Consider the following 18,321-nt stretch of genomic DNA (forward strand, 5'->3'; position numbering starts at 1 on the left):
AACGGTGTGTGCAAATCGATGGTTCTGATTGAAAAGGCTCAGGCCGTCTGTCGTCGCGCTGCAGACGCGGCTTCGGCGGTACGCAGCGCGGCAAGCGTCGGCAGGCCCTCCATGTCGCCGCGGCTCTGCACCGCCTGACTGCCGATCCAGTTGCCGCGAGCGGTGGCCTGGGCGAAATCGAGGTTTTCCAGCAGCGCACTAATCACGCCCACCGCGAAGCCATCGCCCGCGCCGACGGTGTCGACGACCTCAGTCACCGGCACGCCGGGCACGAACGCTTCATTGAGTTGGGTGCGGTAATACGCGCCTTTCGCGCCGAGTTTGATCACCACCGCTTCGACGCCCAGGTCCAGATAGAACTTCGCGATGTCGGCCGGGGTGTCGAAACCGGTTAGCAACTCACCTTCGGCCATGCCTGGCATCACCCAGTGAGCAAGGCTGGCGAGGTGGTTCACTTCACGGATCATCGTCGCCTGGCTCGACCACAGCGAAGGCCGCAGGTTGGGATCGAACGACACGCTGCGACCCGCGTCGCGCATCTGCGTCATCAGCACATGCGACAGCTCGCGACAGGTGTCCGACAAGGCTGCCGGAATACCCGTGGCGTGCAGGTGACGGGCTTTCAGCAGTTCGGGCACGATGTCGTTCACCGACAGATGACTGGCCGCCGAGCCGCGGCGGAAATACTCGACTACAGGGTCCGCGCCTTCGAGTTCCAGCGACTTGAACTGAAAGCCCGTGGGGTGCGCCGGGTCAACCGTCACATGGCGACAATCGACGCCTTCATGCTGCAGGCTGTCGGTGACGAAGCGGCCCATGGAGTCATTGCCCACACGGCTCAGCCACGCCACTTTGAAGCCAAGCCGGGACAGGCCAATGGCGACGTTGCTGTCGGCGCCGGCGATGCGTTTTTCGTAGTGACGGACGGCGGCCAGATCACCGGTCTGTTCGGCGACCAGCATGGTCATGGTTTCGCCGAAGGAGAGGATATCGATCTCAGACATGGCTCAGGGCTCCCGACGTTTGCTGGCTGAGAGGAGGCTGATGCAGGCGTTGTCCGAGGCTGGCGAGGGCGTCGACTTGGGTACGGGTCACCTCCAGCAGATCGTCGCCTTGTAGCGGGTATTCGACGGCGCGGGGCACGCCGACCGGCATGTGCTTGAGCAATTGCTCCCACAGATGCAGATCCGTCTGACGCGGAGGCACGGCGACCAGTTTGCTGGCGGCATTGCGCGACACTGCCTTGCAATGCAGGTATTCAACGTAGCGGCCCAGCTGTTGGGCGGCGGCGCTGGCCGATTGTTCCTGCCACATCCAGTTGCCGATATCGAAGGTCATGCCAATAGGCATCTGCAGCGCGTCGATGCGGGCGAAGAAGTCGATGAAAGGCTCGATGCGTCCGCCTTGTGGCGTCTGGTCGTTTTCCACCAGCAGATGCACATCGTGGTGAGCCAGACGATCGGCCAGGGCGGCAACATCGCTGTCTTGGCTCAGATGTCCCAAAGAGACCTTGAGCCAGGCGGCGCCACAGGCGGCTGCCCGTTGCAGGGTCGGTTGCAGTTCGGGGTTGGGCAGGTTCTGGCCTTCGAGCCACAGCTCCAGCGGCGCCGAATACAGGCATTCCAGGCCCTGGGAGCGGATGGCTTCGGCCAGCGCCGGCAGGTCCTGACGGGCGAGGTCGCCGGTGAACAGTTCTTCACGCAACTCGATGCGGGTGACGCCGGCCTCGACCAGCAGCGGGATGAAGCTGGCCTGGCCGCGCTCACGCACGAGGTCGGCACCGAAGGCGCCCAGGCTGATGGCAACGGGGAATCGGTTCATTATTTTTGTCCTCTGAAACCGGTTTCATTTTTGTTCGAACTGACGAACTCGGGAAAAGTTCGCCGGAAAATCGATCGACTGACCTGCGGTGTTATCGGATGTATACAGCCGGAGCGATCAGGGGCGCTGTCGCGTCGAGCCGCGCACGATCAAACGGGCAGGGAAGTCGTACAGCCGCACCGGCTCCTGATCGCCACGCAGCCGGTTGAGCAAGCATTCGAAGGCCGTCACGCCGATGTCGTGGGTGGGTTGAGCCAGGGAAGTGATGCCGCTGCCCACCAGCGGGTACCAGTCGAGTTCGTCGAGGGCGATCAGGCCGATGTCGTCGAACAGCTGGCAGCCCAGATCGTGCAACTGGCGTGTGGCGCTCAAGGTGGCCACGCCGTTGCCGGTGAAGAGCGCCTTGGGGCCGTGTTCGCTCTGGTCGAGAAATGCGCTTAACGCACCGCGCAGCATTTCACCGGTTTCACACACCTGGCCACGCATGCCGGCACGTTGGGCAATCCCTCTCTCGAACGCCTCGACCCGCTCGACACGTGAACTGGTGCCGTCCCGGGGTTCGGTGACCATGAGAATGTCGCGATAACCGGCTTGCTGCAGATGATCCAGCGCCTGCTTGACCGTGGCGATGTTATCCAGACCCACCAGGTCGCTTTCCAGTTGATCGACCTTGCGGTCCACCAGCACCATCGGCAATTCGCTGTGCAGTTCGCGCAGTTCGTCGAGGTGATGGCCAAGTGTGTTCACGATCAGGCCTTCGATGTTGTACGAGCGCAGCGCCGCCAGATGCAGGCGTTCCTGTTCGTCGTCGCGATCGGTGTTGCACACCACAAGGCTGTAGCCGTGTTTGCGGCAGGCGGTTTCGACGCCATGCATTACGGCGATGGAGTAGGGATTGCGGATGTCGGCCACCAGCATGCCGATCAGGCGGGTACGGCCGCGTTTGAGGCCACGGGCCATCTGGTTGGGGCGATAACCGAGGGTTTCGATAGCGTTTTCGATGCGCCGGGCGATGGCTTCGGACAGCAATTGACGATCTTCGCCAATGAAGCGCGAGACGCTGGCTTTGGAGACGCCGGCCATATCGGCAACGTCATTCATGGTGACGCGGGCGCGCGTCGGCGTGGGAATACTGTTCACGGCCTGACCCTTATTGGATTTGTCAGCAGGCTTTATTACGCAGAGCGTGTGTGGCTCTGAAACCGGTTTCAGGAAACACCAAAGTGCGAGCGTCGTCAACTCGGGATCGGATGAAAGGTGATGTGGGCAGAGGTTGAGTCAGCTTCGGACACAATCCTTGTTGGAGTGAGCTTGCTCACGAAGGGCGGTACATTCACAGCAGATGCAGGTTTTGGAGGTCAGTCTTCGTGAGCAAGCTCACTCCTACAGGATCAAGCGTCATCGCCATAACCGGTATGGATCTTGGAATGCAGACTTGTGGGAGTGAGCTTGCTCACGAACGGGACGGTACATTCACAGCAGGTGCAGGTTCTGCAGGTCAGCATTCGTGAGCAAGCTCACTCCTACAGGGTTAAGCGTTGGAGCCATAACGCCGTACGGGCCCTGGAATGCAGACTTGTGGGAGTGAGCTTGCTCACGAAGGGGCAGTACATTCACAGCAGATATAGGTTTTGCAGGTCAGCATTCGTGAGCAAGCTCACTCCTACAGGGTTAAGCGTTGGAGCCATAACTCCGTATGGACCTGGAATGCAGACTTGTGGGAATGATCTTGCTCACGAAGGGGCCGGTACATTCACAGCAGATGTAGGTTCTGCAGGTCAGTCTTCGTGAGCAAGCTCACTCCTACGGGGTCAATCGTTGGAGCCATAACTCCGTATGGACCTGGAATGCAAACCTGTGGGAGTGAGCTTGCTCACGAAAAGGGCGGCACATTCACAGCAGGTGCAGGTTCTGCAGGTCAGTCTTCGTGAGCAAGCTCACTCCTACAGGGTTAAGCGTTGGAGCCATAACGCCGTACGGGCCCTGGAATGCAGACTTGTGGGAGTGAGCTTGCTCACGAAGGGGCAGTACAGTCACAGCGGATGCAGGTTCTGCAGGTCAGCATTCGTAAGCAAGCTCAATCCCACAGGTCTTGCTTCGCTCTTGGGGTCACTGATTACCCTTGAACGTATCTCGCCACGCCAGCAGGCGTTTCTCCAGCATCGCCAGCACGCCGTCGCTGAGCTTGCCCAGCAGTGCGAGGACGATGATGGCGGCCAGCACGATGTCCGGGCGTGACGTTTCGCGGCCATCGCTGAGCAGGTAGCCAAGGCCTTTGGTGGCGGCGATCAACTCGGCCGCCACCAGAAACATCCAGGCCAGGCTCAACCCCGAGCGCAACCCGGTAAACAGGCCGGGCAGGGCTGCTGGCAGGAACAGATGCAGGATCATCTGGCGCTGGCTGAAGCGATACATCTTGCCGACTTCCACCAGCTTGCGATCGATGCCGCGAATGGCCGCGACGCCATTGAGGTAGACCGGAAAGAATGCACCGATGGCGATCAACACTATTTTCGAAGTCTCGCCGATGCCCAGCCAAAGCAGCAACAACGGCACCCAGGCCAGGCTGGGAATCGAGCGCAGGCCGGCGAAGGTCGGCTCCAGGTAGGCTTCGGCCTCCCGACTCAGGCCAACCCACGCGGCGAACAGCAGGGCCAGGCTCGCGCCGATGGCAAATCCGCTCAACACCCGCAACAGACTGGCGCTGATGTGTTTCCACAGCGCACCGTTGGCCAGGTCTGTGAGCGTTGTAAAGATCTCGCTGGGCGCAGGCATCTGGTAGGACTGCACCCAGCCGATGCGCACGACGATTTCCAGCAACAGCAAAACCGCGACCGGCACCGCCAGACCCTTGAGCCGTACATGCCAGCGAGTAGGCGCCGCTGGCAATGCGGTTGGTGCGGCCTCTTCAGACTTCAGCGTTTCGGCTCTGGAATCGCTCATGGTTTACCGATGACAGCTTGGCCGAAAGCAGGATCGATCAACTGGTCGATGACCTGATCGACATTGGTGCCTTTACGCACCAGCTCTTCGGACACCAGAATCGGCGCCGCAGCCTTGGACGCTGTCACGTCCTTGTCCGTGAGTTGCGGGCTGCTGAGGTCGGTACGGGTCAACTGCAGTTTGGCCACGTCCAGCGGCAAACCGGATTCGGTGGCCAGTAATTTGGCGAACTCCTCAGGGTTTTTCAGCGACCACTCACGGGCTTTTTCATAGGCGCCGATCACGGTCTTGATCGCTTCCGGATGCTCCTTGGCAAAGCGCTCGGTCACGCTGACCACGCCGTAGCTGTTGAAGTCCTTGTTGCGATACAGCAAGCGCGAACCGGCCTGGATTTCGCTGGCGGCCATGTGCGGATCGAGACCGGCCCAGGCATCGACATCACCTTTTTCCAGAGCGATACGGCCGTCCGGGTGTTGCAGGTGCAGCAGTTCGACGTCGTCTTTGGTCAGCTTGGCCTGTTGCAGCGCGCGCAGGGTAAACAGGTAAGGATCGGTGCCCTTGGTGGCGGCGATCTTCTTGCCCTTCAGATCGGCGACGGTGTTCAGCGTTGAGTCCTTGCGCACCACCAGGGCGGTCCATTCGGCGCGGCTGTAGACGTAGACCGACTTGATCGGGCTACCGTTGGCGCGGGCCAACACGGCAGACAGGCTGGCAGAGGAGGCGAAATCCACGCCGCCGCTGTTCAGGTACTCCAGCGAACGGTTGCTGCCCTGGCTGAAGACCCAACTGACTTTGGTGTCCGGCAGGGCTTTTTCCAGCCAGCCGAAATGCTTGAGCACAAGGCTTACGGGCGAGTAATAGGCGTAATCCAGATGCACTTCGGCAGGCGGCGCTTCGGCGGCGTGGGCAAAGGGTTGCAGCGTCAGAGCGAGTGCTCCGGCCAGGAGTTTCAGCGAAGTGGGTAGGCGAGGGAACGCGGTCATGATCAAGTCCAGTCGAGGGGCGGAAGCTGCACAGGGCTGCTTATGTCGAAATCTGCAGTCAGCGCGATTCAGCCTGCGTAAATGGAATAATGCAGGCTCTGTGCCATGAGCGTTTTTCGAGGGTTGGAGAGGCGTTTCTACGCGTGAGAGCAGCGTTTCAACAGTTGCCTGGCAGGCAGTGTGCTGAGTCGTTGTTGCTGGGGAAACAGTTGTGCGACCGCAGGTTTCAGCCCGGCTGGATAGCCATCGTCTACCCCGCATGCTGCTGAAAAATCGGGATCGACAGATAGAAATCAAAACAGTTGTCAGGCGCGCCTGCGGTCTGCATGCTGTTTTTTTTAATTGTGTTACAGGACTTTTCTACGAATGTCTGCCACTGCCCGAGATGCCGATTCAGCCTCCCGCCGTTCGGCGACCGTGCTCAGCCTGTGCCTACCCAGCGATGTCCTGCTGTACCTGCTGCTGCCGATGAACGCCGATGCGTTCGGCATCAGCCTTGCCGAGGCCGGGGTGCTGCTGGCGGCCAACCGCCTGGTGCGGATCTTCGGGTACAGCTACGTGGTGCGGTTCTATGCCAATCGAGGCGACCGAGCCGCGGTAATGCTGGCGGCCGCCGTGTCGATGCTGTGCGCGCTGGGCAACTCATTCATTTCGGGCTTCTGGTGGTTGCTCATTCTGCGTCTGGGCTGGGGCCTGTGTTACGCGGCCTTGAACCTCTCGACCCAGGCGCTGGCAACCTCGGAACCTGCGGGGGCCGCGAGAAGATCGGGCACATCGAGGGCGATCATTGCGATCGGGCCGATGCTGGCCTTGCCTCTGGGTGCGCTGGTCAGCATGTATTTTGGACCGCGCGTCATCTTCCTGATCCTGGCGTTCTCTTCCCTGGCCGGATTGTTCATCGCCAAAGGCTTGCCCGCCATTCCCCATGCCATGCCGAGCGTCACCGGCCGCCGTTTCAAGGCCCCGGACAGTATCGCCACGTGGTCATTCATCGAAGGCGTCGCATTGGACGGCTTGTTCATTTTCGGGCTCTCGTTGCAGGCGCAGACGGTGCTGGGCGGCAACGCGGTGTTCATCGCCGGGGTGCTGCTGGCGCTGCGTTACGTCTCGGAAATGCTTCTAAGCCCACTGGGCGGACGTGCAGCCGCCAGCTATGGGGCGGTTCGCATGCTCGTGGTGTTTTCGGCGCTTACCACGCTGGCGCTCACCGCATTTGGCTTCCATTGGCTGATCCTCGGCGCCGGCGGCGTGCTTATCCTGCGCGCGCTGCAACTGCCGCTGGTGACCACCCTCGTGGCGGAGCGAAACCCCGGTGCGGGCCGGGTTCAGGCGCTGGCGGGGAATGCCGTCTGGCGTGATGTCGGCGCGGGGGTCGGGCCTTTGCTGGCCGGGGTCCTGCTACCCATCGCCTCGCCGTCATGGGTGTATAGCCTCGCGGGCCTTGCGGTGGTCATCAGCGCCGTGGTGTGCAGTCGTTACAAGGCACGCGAAGTCATCGCATAACGGCTTTTCGACACATTCGGTTACATACCGCTGGGCGATTAATTCCAAAAATCAGGGGCTTGCGCGCAACCTCTGATGTCATTTCACATCTGATGGTCATTCTTCATACGGACATCAAGCTTAGTTAGGCTGCATCCGCTAGCGAAATGCCAGTTCACAGGGACGTTGCAAAGGGCGATCAGCCCCTCACGCATCATCAGCACCCAGGCCATCATGACCTTTTTCAAATCACCGGTTTCTTCTTCTGCGCTGCAGCGTATTGCCTATTTCCTTTTGCCGATTCTGCTGATCTGTTCAGCGGTGTTCTGGTTCACCGTGGGCAGGGGCGTTCAGGCGGAGCCGAAAAACGGCACACAGACCCTGGTCTTCCTGCGGCATGCGGAAAAGCCCGACATGGGGCTGGGGCAGTTGAACTGCCAGGGCCTGAACCGCGCCATCGACCTGTCCACGGTGCTGCCCGAAACCTTCGGCAAGGCGGACTTCATCTTCGCCGCCAACCCAAGCCGTCATGTAGAGGAGGGTGAAGGTGATCGTTCCTACAGCTACCTGAGACCCTTGATGACCGTCGGCCCGAGCGCGATCAAACTCGGCTTGCCGATCAACATCGACTTCGCCGCCAACGACACCGGCGACCTGGCCGATGAGCTGATGCGCGACAAATACCACGACGCCACCATCTACACCGCCTGGTCCCACGGCTACTTGCCGGAGCTGATCAACAAGGTCGCCAAAGAGGCCTCGGGCAAGGATCTCAAACTGGTCACGGACTGGATGGGCGACGACTTCGACTCGGTGCTTGTCCTGACCCTGAAATGGAACGACGGCAAGGCCACGCTGGAATATGAAAACTACAAACAGAATCTGAATGATGGGGCGGTGGGGTGTCCGACGTAATAGGGTGCGGACGAACAGATCCTCTCGTCCTCGCGCACTATCTGCAGGGGACGTCGCAGGTTTCGACGACAGCGAACGCGTGGGGTCGGCCACCAAGCGTTTGCTGACCGACGCGTTCGCCAGCATGCAGACTCCTACACTGACGTGATTGTCCTTGAGCTTTGTATTCGGGCTGCAACTGCGGTAGCGTTCAGCTGGTCCGAATTCCTGCCGGTTTTTCCCATGCTCGAAACCACCCACCTCCAGGCTACACGCCTCCTACCGTTCAATCCTCCCTTCGACTGGCAACGCATGCTCAACTTCTTTGCCGCTCGCATGACCGCGGGCGTCGAGGCGGTGATCGATGGGGCGTATATGCGCAACATCGAGTTCAAGGGCAGCCTCGGGACGCTGTCGGTGGCGATGGCGCCGCAGGGTGATCATTTGATCGCGACGGTGCACGGCGAGGTCAGCCGGCATATCGATGATCTGGTTGAGCCGATCTCGCACATGTTCGATCTGTACGCCGTACCGGATGCGATTGATCGGGGCCTGTCCAGCGATCCGTGGCTGGCATCGCTGGTGCAGCGACGGCCAGGATTGCGGGTGCCAGGGTCTTTTTCGGGGTTCGAGCTGGTGGTACGGACCATCGTCGGCCAGCAGGTGAGCGTGAAGGGCGCCACTACCATTGTCGGGCGGCTGGTGCAGCGGGCGGGGGTACAGGTTCCCGACAGTCCCGTGGAGCAACTGGCCTGGCGCTTTCCGACGCCCGATGCGCTGGCGCGGGTCGATCTGGACAAGATAGGCATGCCCGGCAAGCGGGTGGAGACCTTGCAACGGGTGGCAGCCGCCGTGGCCAGTGGCGAGATTGCGTTGAATGTCAGCCATGGCGATGTCGGTGAGTTGCGGCGTCAGTTGCTGGCGATGCCCGGCATCGGTCCCTGGACCGTCGAGTACATGGCCATGCGTGCCTGGCGCGACCCGGATGCCTGGCCTGCGTCGGATCTGGTGTTGATGAACCTGATGACCTTGCAGGACCCGAGCCTGACCCGACTGCCTTTGCACAAGGCGCGCGCCGAAGCCTGGAAGCCGTGGCGGGCCTATGCGGCCATGCACATCTGGAATTCCGCCGCTGACGTGGCAGGCAAGGCCAAGGGCGGATAAGGTCGAATCCGAGCGCAAGAACTGGATGGACCTGAAAGTCCGAGCCGCTAGTATGGACACATCGCGAAGACGAGGAGCCTTCCCATGACCTTCACTTATCGCTTCATCGACTCGCCGGTCGGCCAGTTGAAACTGATCGCCAAGGGGTCGGCCCTGGCGGCCGTTCTCTGGGAAAACGATCGTCCCAACCGCGTGTTGCTTGGCGCCATGAGCGAAGATCAGGGCAGCGAAATCCTCAACCAGACCGAGCAACAACTGGCCGAATATTTCGCCGGGGCCCGCAACCGTTTCGATCTGGAACTGGACTTTCAAGGCACCGAGTTCCAGAAAAAGGTCTGGGAAGCGTTGCTGACGATTCCTTTCGGCGAAACCCGCAGCTACCTGGAAATTGCCATTCAGATCGGCAACCCCGCAGCAGTTCGCGCAGTGGGTGCCGCCAATGGCAAGAACCCGATTTCCATCATTGCCCCCTGTCATCGGGTGATTGGCAGTTCGGGGGCATTGACCGGTTTTGCGGGCGGACTGATGGCCAAACAAGTGCTGCTAACGCTGGAGGGTGGGATGCCGACGCTGTCGAAAAAGCGCACGCAAAGTCCTCCCTCTGCCCAGGCGTCACTGTTCTAGCGTCAAGCACGGGTTCAAAACTGTGAGAGCGAGATCTGCAGATTCAGGCGTTGTTTCAGGAATGCGCCGTTCTCTGTAGGAGCGCGCTTGCCCGCGATTGCGATTAAGGGTTGGGGGCAGGGTCGGATCTGACGCCATCGCGGGCAAGCGCGTTCCTACAGGGATGATTCATGCCTTCGATCTGCCAACGCATCCAAACCACGATTCCATCTGCAGATGGATGGCCCTAGCCAGATCCGTTGGGAAAGAGTACAAATGTACTCCATGACGACTTTATCTCCCCGACGCGCTGCCATCCTGACGTTCATTCGTGATCGCATCGCAGACAATGGCCAGCCGCCCAGCCTTGCGGAAATATCCGAAGCCTTTGGCTTCGCTTCGCGCAGCGTGGCGCGCAAACATATCCTGGCGCTGACTGAGGCAGGTTTCATCGAAGTCATGGCCAATCAGGCCCGGGGCATTCGCCTGATCGAACCCAAACGCCGGGCAGATATGTTGGAAATCCCGGTGCTGGGGCGAGTAGCGGCCGGTGTGCCCATCGGCCCTGATATCGACATCCACGACACCTTCATCCTCGACCGCCGAACCTTCCTGCGCGTCCCTGATTACCTGCTGCGGGTCAAGGGCGACTCGATGGTCGAAGACGGCATCTTCGACGGCGATCTGGTGGGCATCCTGCAAAGTGCCGAGGCCAGGGACGGTCAGATCGTCGTAGCCCGGCTCGATGGAGAGGTCACTATCAAACGGCTGGAGCGCGGCGATGACCAGTTTCGTCTGCTGCCGCGCAACCCGGCCTATGCCCCCATCGTCGTGCGTCCCGATCAGGAATTCGCCATTGAGGGCGTGTTCTGCGGTCTGGTGCGGCGGGAATGATGGGCGCGGTGGTCAGCCTCGATGCGCTGCTGGACGAGCGTCGGGTCTGGAAAGGACGTCCACAGGTTCAGCCGGTTGCCGCACAACCGACAGGGCATGCCTTGCTGGATGCCGCTCTGCCCATCGGCGGCTGGCCTCCTGCTGCCTTGACCGAAATTCTCATCCCGGCCAATGGGAGTGGTGAGTTGCGTCTTTTATGGCCGACCCTGGCGCGACTGGCCGACAGTGGCGAGCGCATCGTGCTGGTGGCCCCACCTTATGTGCCCTATCCCCAGGCCTGGCAGTCAGCGGGTGTCGACGTGCGTCAGTTGTCGGTGATCAACGCCAACGACACCGACGCCTTGTGGGCCGTAGAGCAATGCTTGCGTTCCGGCAGTTGCGGCGCAGTGTTGTGCTGGCCTTCCAAAGTCGATGACCGTGCCTTGCGTCGCTTGCAGGTGGCGGCGGAAACCGGGGAAACCCTGGCCTTCGCCTGTCGCGGCCAGCAGGCCGCTGCCAATCCATCGCCAGCGGCCCTGCGCATCGCCATCGATGTGCGCCCGAGTCAGTTGCGGGTGCTCAAGTGCCGTGGCGGGCTGGCACCTTCTTCACCGATTCCCTTCACTACCGACGCCTGAGGTTTCCATGCTCTGGGCCTGTGTCCTCTTGCCCCAACTGGCGCTGGACGGCGTCATGCGTCGTCGCGCCGAGCCTGACCGGCCGCTGGCACTGATCAGCGGCACGGCCCAGCGCCGGGTGCTGCAAACCGTCAACGCTACGGCCCGGGAGTTGGGCCTGCGTCCCGGCCAGTCGCTCACCTCGGCCCATGCCATGACTCGCGAGTTCGATACGGTCGAATACGATCCGAAGCAGACCGAGCACTGGCACCGTTTGCTGGCGGCGTGGGCCTATCGCTTCAGCTCTCAGGTCAGCCTGAAATACCCACGGGTTCTGTTGATGGAAGTTGAATCCAGCTTCGGACTGTTCGGTCCCTGGCCGGTGTTCGAGGCTCGCCTGCGTCAGGAGCTGACTGCCATGGGCTTCAGTCATCGCATAGTCGTGGCGCCCAATCCGCTGGCGGCGCGGATGCTGGCCAATGCTCACGACGGTCTGGCGGTGACCTGCAACGATAGCCTGCTGCAGAGGCTGGAACAGATGCCGGTCAATCGCCTGGGTTTGTCTCAGGAGGTATCGACGGCGCTCGGGCGCATGGGGCTGCAGTGTCTGCGCCAGGTGCTGGCCTTGCCTCGCGATACCTTGGCTCGGCGCTTTCCTGCGCACGTGCTGCAGCACCTGGACACCTTGATCGGGCGCCGGCCCATGGCCCTGGAGTGCTATGTGCCGCCGGATCATTTCGAGACTCGCATCGAGCTGAATTTCGATGTGGAATCCCATCAGGCGCTGCTGTTTCCGCTCAAGCGCATGATCGCCGATCTGGCGCTGTTTCTCGGCGGCCGAGACAGTGGCGTGCAGCGTTTTGTCATTCACCTGGAGCACGTGCCGAGTGTCGGCAGCACAGCCCCGGATACGCTGATCAACGTGGGCCTGCTCAGTGCCGAGCGCGAGGCCAACATGCTGTTTGAACTGGCTCGTGGACGTTTGGAACAAGTGGTGGTGCCGTCACCGGTGCGCGCCTTGAAGCTGCAAGCCAAAGACCTGCCTGCGTTCGTGCCTTCCCATCGCGAATTGTTCGATGAACGCCCGCAGCAGAGCATGCCCTGGGAGCAACTGCGTGAGCGACTCAGGGCTCGCCTTGGCGATGAGGCCGTAAGCGGTTTGAGTTTCCATGCCGATCATCGTCCTGAATGCGCCTGGCAACCGACTGCACTGAGCAAACCGGCCTCGGGGTTCAACCCGGTTCTGCGTCCGGGCTGGTTGTTGCGTAAACCCGAACCACTGGCAGAGCCTGGCTTGCGTGTGCTGGCCGGCCCCGAACGAATCGAGTCCGGCTGGTGGGACGGCGGGGATGTACGCCGCGATTATTACCTGATCGAAACCCGCAGCGGCCAGCGCGGCTGGGCCTATCGCAGCGTGGGCGGTGACAGCGGTCTGTTACTGCATGGCTGGTTCGCATGAGTGGCGAATACGTCGAACTGCACTGCCTGTCCAACTTCAGTTTTCAACGGGGGGCCTCCAGCGCCAAGGAGTTGTTCGAACGGGCGAGACTGCATGGCTATCAGGCCTTGGCCGTCACCGACGAGTGCACGCTGGCAGGAATCGTGCGAGCCTGGCAGGCGGCGAAGGAATGCAAACTGCCCCTGATCGTCGGCAGTGAGATCACCCTCGAACACGGGCCGAAAGTGGTATTGCTGGTCGAGAGCCTTGAGGGCTATCAGGCTTTGTGCCGTCTGATCACCCAAGCTCGAAGGCGCAGCAAGAAGGGTGAGTACCGGCTATTGCGCGAGGACTTTCAGCAGTCTGTGACCGGCCTGTTGGCGCTGTGGGTGCCGGATCTGGACAGCTCCGACGAAGTTCTACAGGAGCAAGGTCGCTGGTTGCGGGACACCTTCACTCGGAATCTCTGGCTGAGCGTGCAACTGCATTGCGGGCCGGACGATCGGCAGCGTCTTGCGCGGTTGCTGGCGCTGGCCCGGCAACTCGACCTTCCCGCTGTTGCCAGTGGCGACGTGCACATGCACGCCCGGGGTCGCCGTGCATTGCAGGACACCATGACTGCCATCCGCCACCACACCACCGTGGCCGAGGCCGGGCACCGACTGTTTCCCAATGGCGAGCGGCATCTGCGACCGCGCGCGGTGCTCGCCGATCTATACCCCTGCGAGTTGCTGGCAGAAACCCTGAACATTGCGCGGCGCTGCACCTTCGATCTGAGCCAGTTGCGCTATGAGTACCCACGGGAACTGGTGCCGACCGACCACACGCCGAGCAGCTGGCTGCGTCATCTGACCGAAGAGGGCGCGCGCAAACGCTGGCCCAAAGGCATTCCGGACATAGCGCGGCAGAATATCGAACATGAGTTGGGGATCATCGCCAAAAAAGAGTACGAAAGTTACTTCCTCACCGTTCACGACATCGTTCGTTTCGCCAGAGAGCAATCGATCCTTTGTCAGGGCCGCGGCTCGGCGGCCAACTCCGCGGTGTGTTTCGCCTTGGGGATCACCGAACTGGACCCAGCCAAAGGCAAATTGCTGTTCGAGCGTTTCATCTCCGAAGAACGCGATGAGCCCCCGGACATCGACGTCGATTTCGAGCACGAACGCCGCGAGGAAGTCCTGCAATACATCTTCCGCCGCTATGGCAGGGGGAGGGCCGCCCTCACCGCTGTGGCGAGCACTTATCACGGCGCCGGCGCCATCCGGGACGTGGCGCGCGTGCTGGGTTTGCCGCCGGACCAGATCAACGCCCTGGCCGATGCCTGTGGACGCTGGACCGACAATCTGCCACCCGCCGAACGCCTGCGCGAATGTGGCTTCGAGCCGGACAGCCCTGTACTGCGCAGGGTGCTGACGTTGACCGGTGAACTGATTGGCTTCCCCCGGCATTTGTCCCAGCATCCCGGTGGCTTCGTCATCTCCGAGCACCCGCTGGAGACGTTGGTGCCGGTGGAAAACGCCGCCATGGCCGACCGCACCATCATTCAGTGGGACAAGGACGATCTGGATCTGGTGGGCTTGCTCAAGGTCGACATTCTGGCCCTGGGGATGCTCAGTGCGTTGCGCCGAACTTTCGATCTGGTGACCCGCTATCGAGGCTACGACCTGACCATCGCCAGCATTCCCAGCGAGGACAAACCCACGTACGACATGATCAGCCGCGCTGACACCATCGGCGTGTTCCAGATCGAGTCCCGGGCGCAGATGTCGATGTTGCCGCGCCTCAGGCCGCAGACGTTCTATGACCTGGTGATCGAAGTCGCCATCGTGCGGCCCGGGCCGATTCAGGGCGACATGGTGCACCCGTATCTGCGGCGCAGGAATAAAGAAGAACCCATCACTTACCCGGCACGCCTCAAAGAGGTCTTCGAACGCACCCTGGGTGTGCCGCTGTTTCAGGAACAGGTGATGGAAGTGGCCATCATCGCGGCCGATTACACGCCGGGCGAGGCGGATCAGTTGCGCCGCTCGATGGCGGCCTGGAAGCGCCATGGCGGGCTGGAGCCGCACAGGGAACGGTTGGCGACCCGCATGAAGGCCAATGATTACCCCGAAGATTTCATCGATCGTATCTTCGAACAGATCAAAGGCTTCGGCAGTTATGGTTTCCCGGAGTCCCACGCCGCCAGTTTCGCCTTGCTGACTTACGCCAGTTGCTGGCTCAAATGCCACGAACCTGCAGCTTTTACTTGCGCCCTGATCAACAGCTGGCCGATGGGTTTCTACAGCCCTGATCAATTGCTGCAGGATGCTCGCCGACACCAGATCGACGTACACCCGGTCGACGTACGTTACAGCGACTGGGATTGTTCTCTGGAACCGGTTCCGGGCCGTGAGTACAACCAGAATCTGGCGATTCGCATGGGGCTGCGCATGATTCGCGGATTTCGCGAAGAGGACGCGCGGCGCATCGAACAGGCGCGCGATCAGCGCGAGTTCAAGGACGTCACCGATTTGTGTGTGCGTGCCGACCTGGACAACCGCGCAAGGGCGTCCCTGGCCGATTCCGGCGCGTTGCGCGGTTTGGTGGGCCATCGTCATCGTGCCCGATGGGAAATTGCCGGGGTCGAGGTACAACGGCCGCTGTTCGGCGATGAGTGTTTTGCCGAGGAGGCACAGGTGCCATTGCCGCTGCCCAGCGTGGCGCAGGATCTGATGGCCGATTACGACACCCTTGGCACCACGTTGGGCCCGCATCCTCTGTCGTTGTTGCGCAACAAACTGGCCGCAAAGCGTTTTCGCAGCTCCAGGGATTTGTTCAATGAAGAGCATGGGCGCAATTTCAGCGTCGCCGGTCTGGTGGTCGGCAGGCAGCGACCCGGCACCGCCAGCGGCGTGATCTTCGTCACCCTGGAAGACGAACACGGCATGATCAACGTCGTGGTCTGGCGCGACCTGGCCGAACGTCAGCGCAAGGTGCTGGTGGGCTCGCAGCTGATGCAGGTGTTCGGCAAGTTCGAATACCAGAAAGGCGTGCGCCACATTATCGCGCAACGCCTGTTCGACCTGACGCCGTTGCTGACGGGACTTGATGTGCGCAGCCGGGATTTCAAGTGAAGTCTTCGCAGCCACGTTTTGTAGCAGCGCGCTTGCCCGCGATAGCGATCTGTCCGTCACAGATGCGCTGACAGACACTGCGTGATCACGGGCAAGCGCGCTTCTACAGACTGCATACGACGCAAGGGCGCGGTATCAAACCTCGACCCTCACCGCCCGCCCGGTCTTGATCGATTCCAGCGCGCAGTTGGCCAGATGCAAGGCCTTCAAACCATCTCGCGCATTGGTTGGCAGCGGCTCTTTGGCGCGCACGGCGTCGATGAACCGGTTCAGTTCGTTGCGGTAAGAATCGGCGTAGCGCTCGAGGAAGAAGTTCTCCAACGGTTGGCGCACTTCGGTCTGAGTGGCACTGTAGCTGCGCACGGTGCTGGGGCGATGGTTGTCGTTGAGGATCATGCCCCTGGAGCCAAACACTTCCAAACGCTGGTCGTAGCCGTAGACCGCTTCACGGCAGCAATTGATGTGGCATTGTTTGCCGGAGGCGGTGCGCAGCAGCACCATCACGCTGTCGTAGTCGTCCAGTTGCGCCAGGGCAGGCTCGACCAATCGGCTGGCAATGGCCAGCACCTCGACCGGCTCTTCCGCGAGCAGAGTGCGCGCAGTGTCGAAGTCATGAATGGTCATGTCGCGGAAGATGCCACCGGAATGCTTGAGGTTGTCCAGCGATGCCAAGCCCGGGTCGCGGCTGGTGATCACCACCTGACGTACTTCACCTATGTCGCCCTGGGCAATGGCTTTGCGCATTTGCAACGTGTCGGGGTCGAAGCGGCGATTGAACCCCAGCATGACCTTGCCGTTCAGGCGTTCGACGTCCTCCACCGCTTTAGCGGCCTTGGCGAAATCGAGATCGATGGGTTTCTCGCAGAGCACCGGCTTGCCCAGTTTGACCGCACGCAGCATGTAGTCGATGTGGGTGTCGGTGTGAGTACCGATCACCACCGCGTCGACATCATCGCGCTCGATGGCCTCGGCGCAGTCGTAGGCCGCCGCGCAGCCCAGCTTTGCCGCCAGTTTGTCGACGCCTTCGCGCCAGGGGTCGGCGATCACCGACAGTTGCACATCGGGATTGGCCGCGACGTTGGCGGCGTGGATGTTGGCGATGCGGCCTGCGCCGAGGACTGCGATGCGTAGCATGGGTGGATCTCCTGGGATTGTTCTTGTGGGGGTATCGGGTAGATCGGTTGAACAGCGAAAGCGGTTTCAGTGCGCCAGATTGAACGGGGTGACGATCTGCACCGGCGATGCGGGAATCGGATCGACCTTCCACAATCGATGAAATTGCAGGATGTGCAGGAACGCGTGACGTGCATCGACCTGAAGGTTGTGGTCGATGATGGCGGCGATTTTTTCTTCGGCGAGCAACTGGCGGTTTTCCTGATCCAGGTCGTGACCGATGAACACGGCAAGGGGCCGGTCCAGGGCGGCGAACGCATCGACGATAGCGCGATTGCCACCGCCGACGCTGTAGATAGCCTTGATCGACGGGTTGGCCTGCAATGTCTGGGTCACGCGTTCAAGAGTGGGCTCGTACACCCCGAAGCCGCCGCTGATGTCGACCACCCGCAAGTGCGGGGCACGGCTGCGCAGCCAGGTTCGAAAGCCCATCTCGCGTTCTTCTTCGCCACGAAACAATTCGCTGCTGATGACCACCGCGACGTCTTGAGCCGCATCATCCAGCCAGCGCGACATCAGGTAAGCGGCGGTCTGCCCGGCCGTGCGGTTGTCCATGCCGATGTAGCCGATGCGTTCGCTTTGCGGCAGGTCAGACACCAGCGTCACCACCGGAATGCCCGCTGCCGTGACCTGATTCACCGCCTCGTTGATCTGCGGCTCGTCGGCGGCCTTGAGGATCAGCCCCTGACTGCCTTTGCCAACACAGCGCTGGATCAGGTCGCTCATCTGCTGCGTGTCGATCTCCTGATACAGGTGAAAGCGCGGAAAAACGCGAAACGGCGCCAGGCTGCCCAGTTGAGCGTGAATGGCTTCCTGCACCGCGTCGCTGAAGCGTGTCGGGGTGTGCAGGATGATGTCGATGTGAAAGGTGCGACCCATTGCCGGCCCGGATTTCTCCTGGGCTTCGAGTTCTTCCAACGCTTGCCGGATACGCCGGTGGGTCTGGTAATGCACGCTGCCGCGCTCGTGCAGTACACGATCGACCGTAGCTTTGCTGACCCCGGCCTGAGCCGCGATCTGCTTGATGGAAAAACGTCTGGCGCGGTCGAGCATCCAATCCCCTTAGCCTCTGGTTGAGGTCTTGTTGAGGTCGATTCGGGTCTCTGTGAAGTGAGCGCAATGCTAGTCTCAGTTCTATTCGTTGTACAGATGGAATTTAAATTCTATTGTGATGACGATTCATCCGCAGCCAAAAACAACAAAAGCAGGAGAAG

The 18,321-nt window shown here is 61.2% G+C and carries 15 protein-coding genes; 8 read left to right on the forward strand and 7 right to left on the reverse strand.

The window, feature by feature from the left end; translation table 11 throughout:
• Window positions 1-38: 38 nt before the first annotated feature.
• The 5 genes from CE491_RS20935 to CE491_RS20955 all read right to left on the reverse strand — a co-directional run bounded on the left by CE491_RS20935 (window position 39) and on the right by CE491_RS20955 (window position 5,747).
• On the reverse strand, window positions 39-1,004 hold the full coding sequence (locus CE491_RS20935; protein ID WP_110950250.1) for a sugar kinase: 966 nt from the start codon (window positions 1,002-1,004) through the stop codon (window positions 39-41).
• On the reverse strand, window positions 997-1,821 hold the full coding sequence (locus CE491_RS20940) for a sugar phosphate isomerase/epimerase family protein (protein WP_110950251.1): 825 nt from the start codon (window positions 1,819-1,821) through the stop codon (window positions 997-999). The genes CE491_RS20935 and CE491_RS20940 overlap by 8 nt, the downstream gene beginning before the upstream one ends.
• A 117-nt stretch (window positions 1,822-1,938) precedes the next feature.
• Entirely contained in the window at window positions 1,939-2,922 is a 984-nt protein-coding gene (locus CE491_RS20945) for a LacI family DNA-binding transcriptional regulator (protein WP_110950252.1), read from the reverse strand.
• A 1,008-nt stretch (window positions 2,923-3,930) separates the two neighbouring features.
• Window positions 3,931-4,764 carry an ABC transporter permease gene (locus CE491_RS20950; RefSeq protein ID WP_110950253.1) on the reverse strand — a complete coding sequence of 278 codons (834 nt, stop codon included), beginning with the start codon at window positions 4,762-4,764 and terminating at the stop codon, window positions 3,931-3,933.
• A complete protein-coding gene (locus tag CE491_RS20955; RefSeq protein ID WP_110950254.1) occupies window positions 4,761-5,747 on the reverse strand; it encodes an aliphatic sulfonate ABC transporter substrate-binding protein in 987 nt (328 codons plus the stop codon). The genes CE491_RS20950 and CE491_RS20955 overlap by 4 nt, the downstream gene beginning before the upstream one ends.
• Before the next feature lie 366 nt (window positions 5,748-6,113).
• Here CE491_RS20955 and CE491_RS20960 point away from each other — a divergent pair, with 366 nt between their 5' ends.
• The 8 genes from CE491_RS20960 to CE491_RS20995 all read left to right on the forward strand — a co-directional run bounded on the left by CE491_RS20960 (window position 6,114) and on the right by CE491_RS20995 (window position 15,934).
• The gene (locus CE491_RS20960) at window positions 6,114-7,250 is read left to right on the forward strand and encodes an MFS transporter (RefSeq protein WP_110950255.1); all 1,137 of its coding nucleotides are present in this window, start codon (window positions 6,114-6,116) and stop codon (window positions 7,248-7,250) included.
• A 213-nt stretch (window positions 7,251-7,463) separates the two neighbouring features.
• Window positions 7,464-8,144, forward strand: coding sequence for a hypothetical protein (locus CE491_RS20965; RefSeq protein ID WP_110950256.1), 681 nt, complete (start codon window positions 7,464-7,466; stop codon window positions 8,142-8,144).
• A gap of 222 nt (window positions 8,145-8,366) precedes the next feature.
• The gene (locus CE491_RS20970; RefSeq protein WP_110950257.1) at window positions 8,367-9,287 is read left to right on the forward strand and encodes a DNA-3-methyladenine glycosylase family protein; all 921 of its coding nucleotides are present in this window, start codon (window positions 8,367-8,369) and stop codon (window positions 9,285-9,287) included.
• A gap of 84 nt (window positions 9,288-9,371) precedes the next feature.
• On the forward strand, window positions 9,372-9,911 hold the full coding sequence (locus CE491_RS20975; RefSeq protein ID WP_110950258.1) for a methylated-DNA--[protein]-cysteine S-methyltransferase: 540 nt from the start codon (window positions 9,372-9,374) through the stop codon (window positions 9,909-9,911).
• Between the two features lie 255 nt (window positions 9,912-10,166).
• Window positions 10,167-10,784, forward strand: a complete 618-nt coding sequence (gene lexA / locus CE491_RS20980; protein WP_110950259.1) for a transcriptional repressor LexA — start codon at window positions 10,167-10,169, stop codon at window positions 10,782-10,784.
• Window positions 10,784-11,401, forward strand: a complete 618-nt coding sequence (imuA, locus tag CE491_RS20985) for a translesion DNA synthesis-associated protein ImuA (RefSeq protein ID WP_199885206.1) — start codon at window positions 10,784-10,786, stop codon at window positions 11,399-11,401. The genes lexA and imuA overlap by 1 nt, the downstream gene beginning before the upstream one ends.
• Window positions 11,402-11,408: 7 nt before the next feature.
• Window positions 11,409-12,839 (forward strand): Y-family DNA polymerase, encoded by a 1,431-nt coding sequence (locus CE491_RS20990; protein ID WP_110950261.1) that lies wholly within the window; start codon window positions 11,409-11,411, stop codon window positions 12,837-12,839.
• Window positions 12,836-15,934 (forward strand): error-prone DNA polymerase, encoded by a 3,099-nt coding sequence (locus tag CE491_RS20995; RefSeq protein ID WP_110950262.1) that lies wholly within the window; start codon window positions 12,836-12,838, stop codon window positions 15,932-15,934. The genes CE491_RS20990 and CE491_RS20995 overlap by 4 nt, the downstream gene beginning before the upstream one ends.
• 135 nt (window positions 15,935-16,069) lie before the next feature.
• Here the strand turns inward: CE491_RS20995 and iolG are convergent, their stop codons facing one another.
• Both iolG and CE491_RS21005 read right to left on the reverse strand, forming a co-directional pair.
• Complete coding sequence (gene iolG, locus CE491_RS21000; protein WP_110950263.1) at window positions 16,070-17,068, reverse strand: inositol 2-dehydrogenase; 999 nt, start codon at window positions 17,066-17,068, stop codon at window positions 16,070-16,072.
• Between the two features lie 66 nt (window positions 17,069-17,134).
• Window positions 17,135-18,160 carry a LacI family DNA-binding transcriptional regulator gene (locus CE491_RS21005; protein WP_110950264.1) on the reverse strand — a complete coding sequence of 342 codons (1,026 nt, stop codon included), beginning with the start codon at window positions 18,158-18,160 and terminating at the stop codon, window positions 17,135-17,137.
• Window positions 18,161-18,321: the final 161 nt, after the last annotated feature.

The organism is Pseudomonas bohemica (assembly GCF_002934685.1).
Taxonomy (GTDB): Bacteria; Pseudomonadota; Gammaproteobacteria; order Pseudomonadales; family Pseudomonadaceae; genus Aquipseudomonas; species Aquipseudomonas bohemica.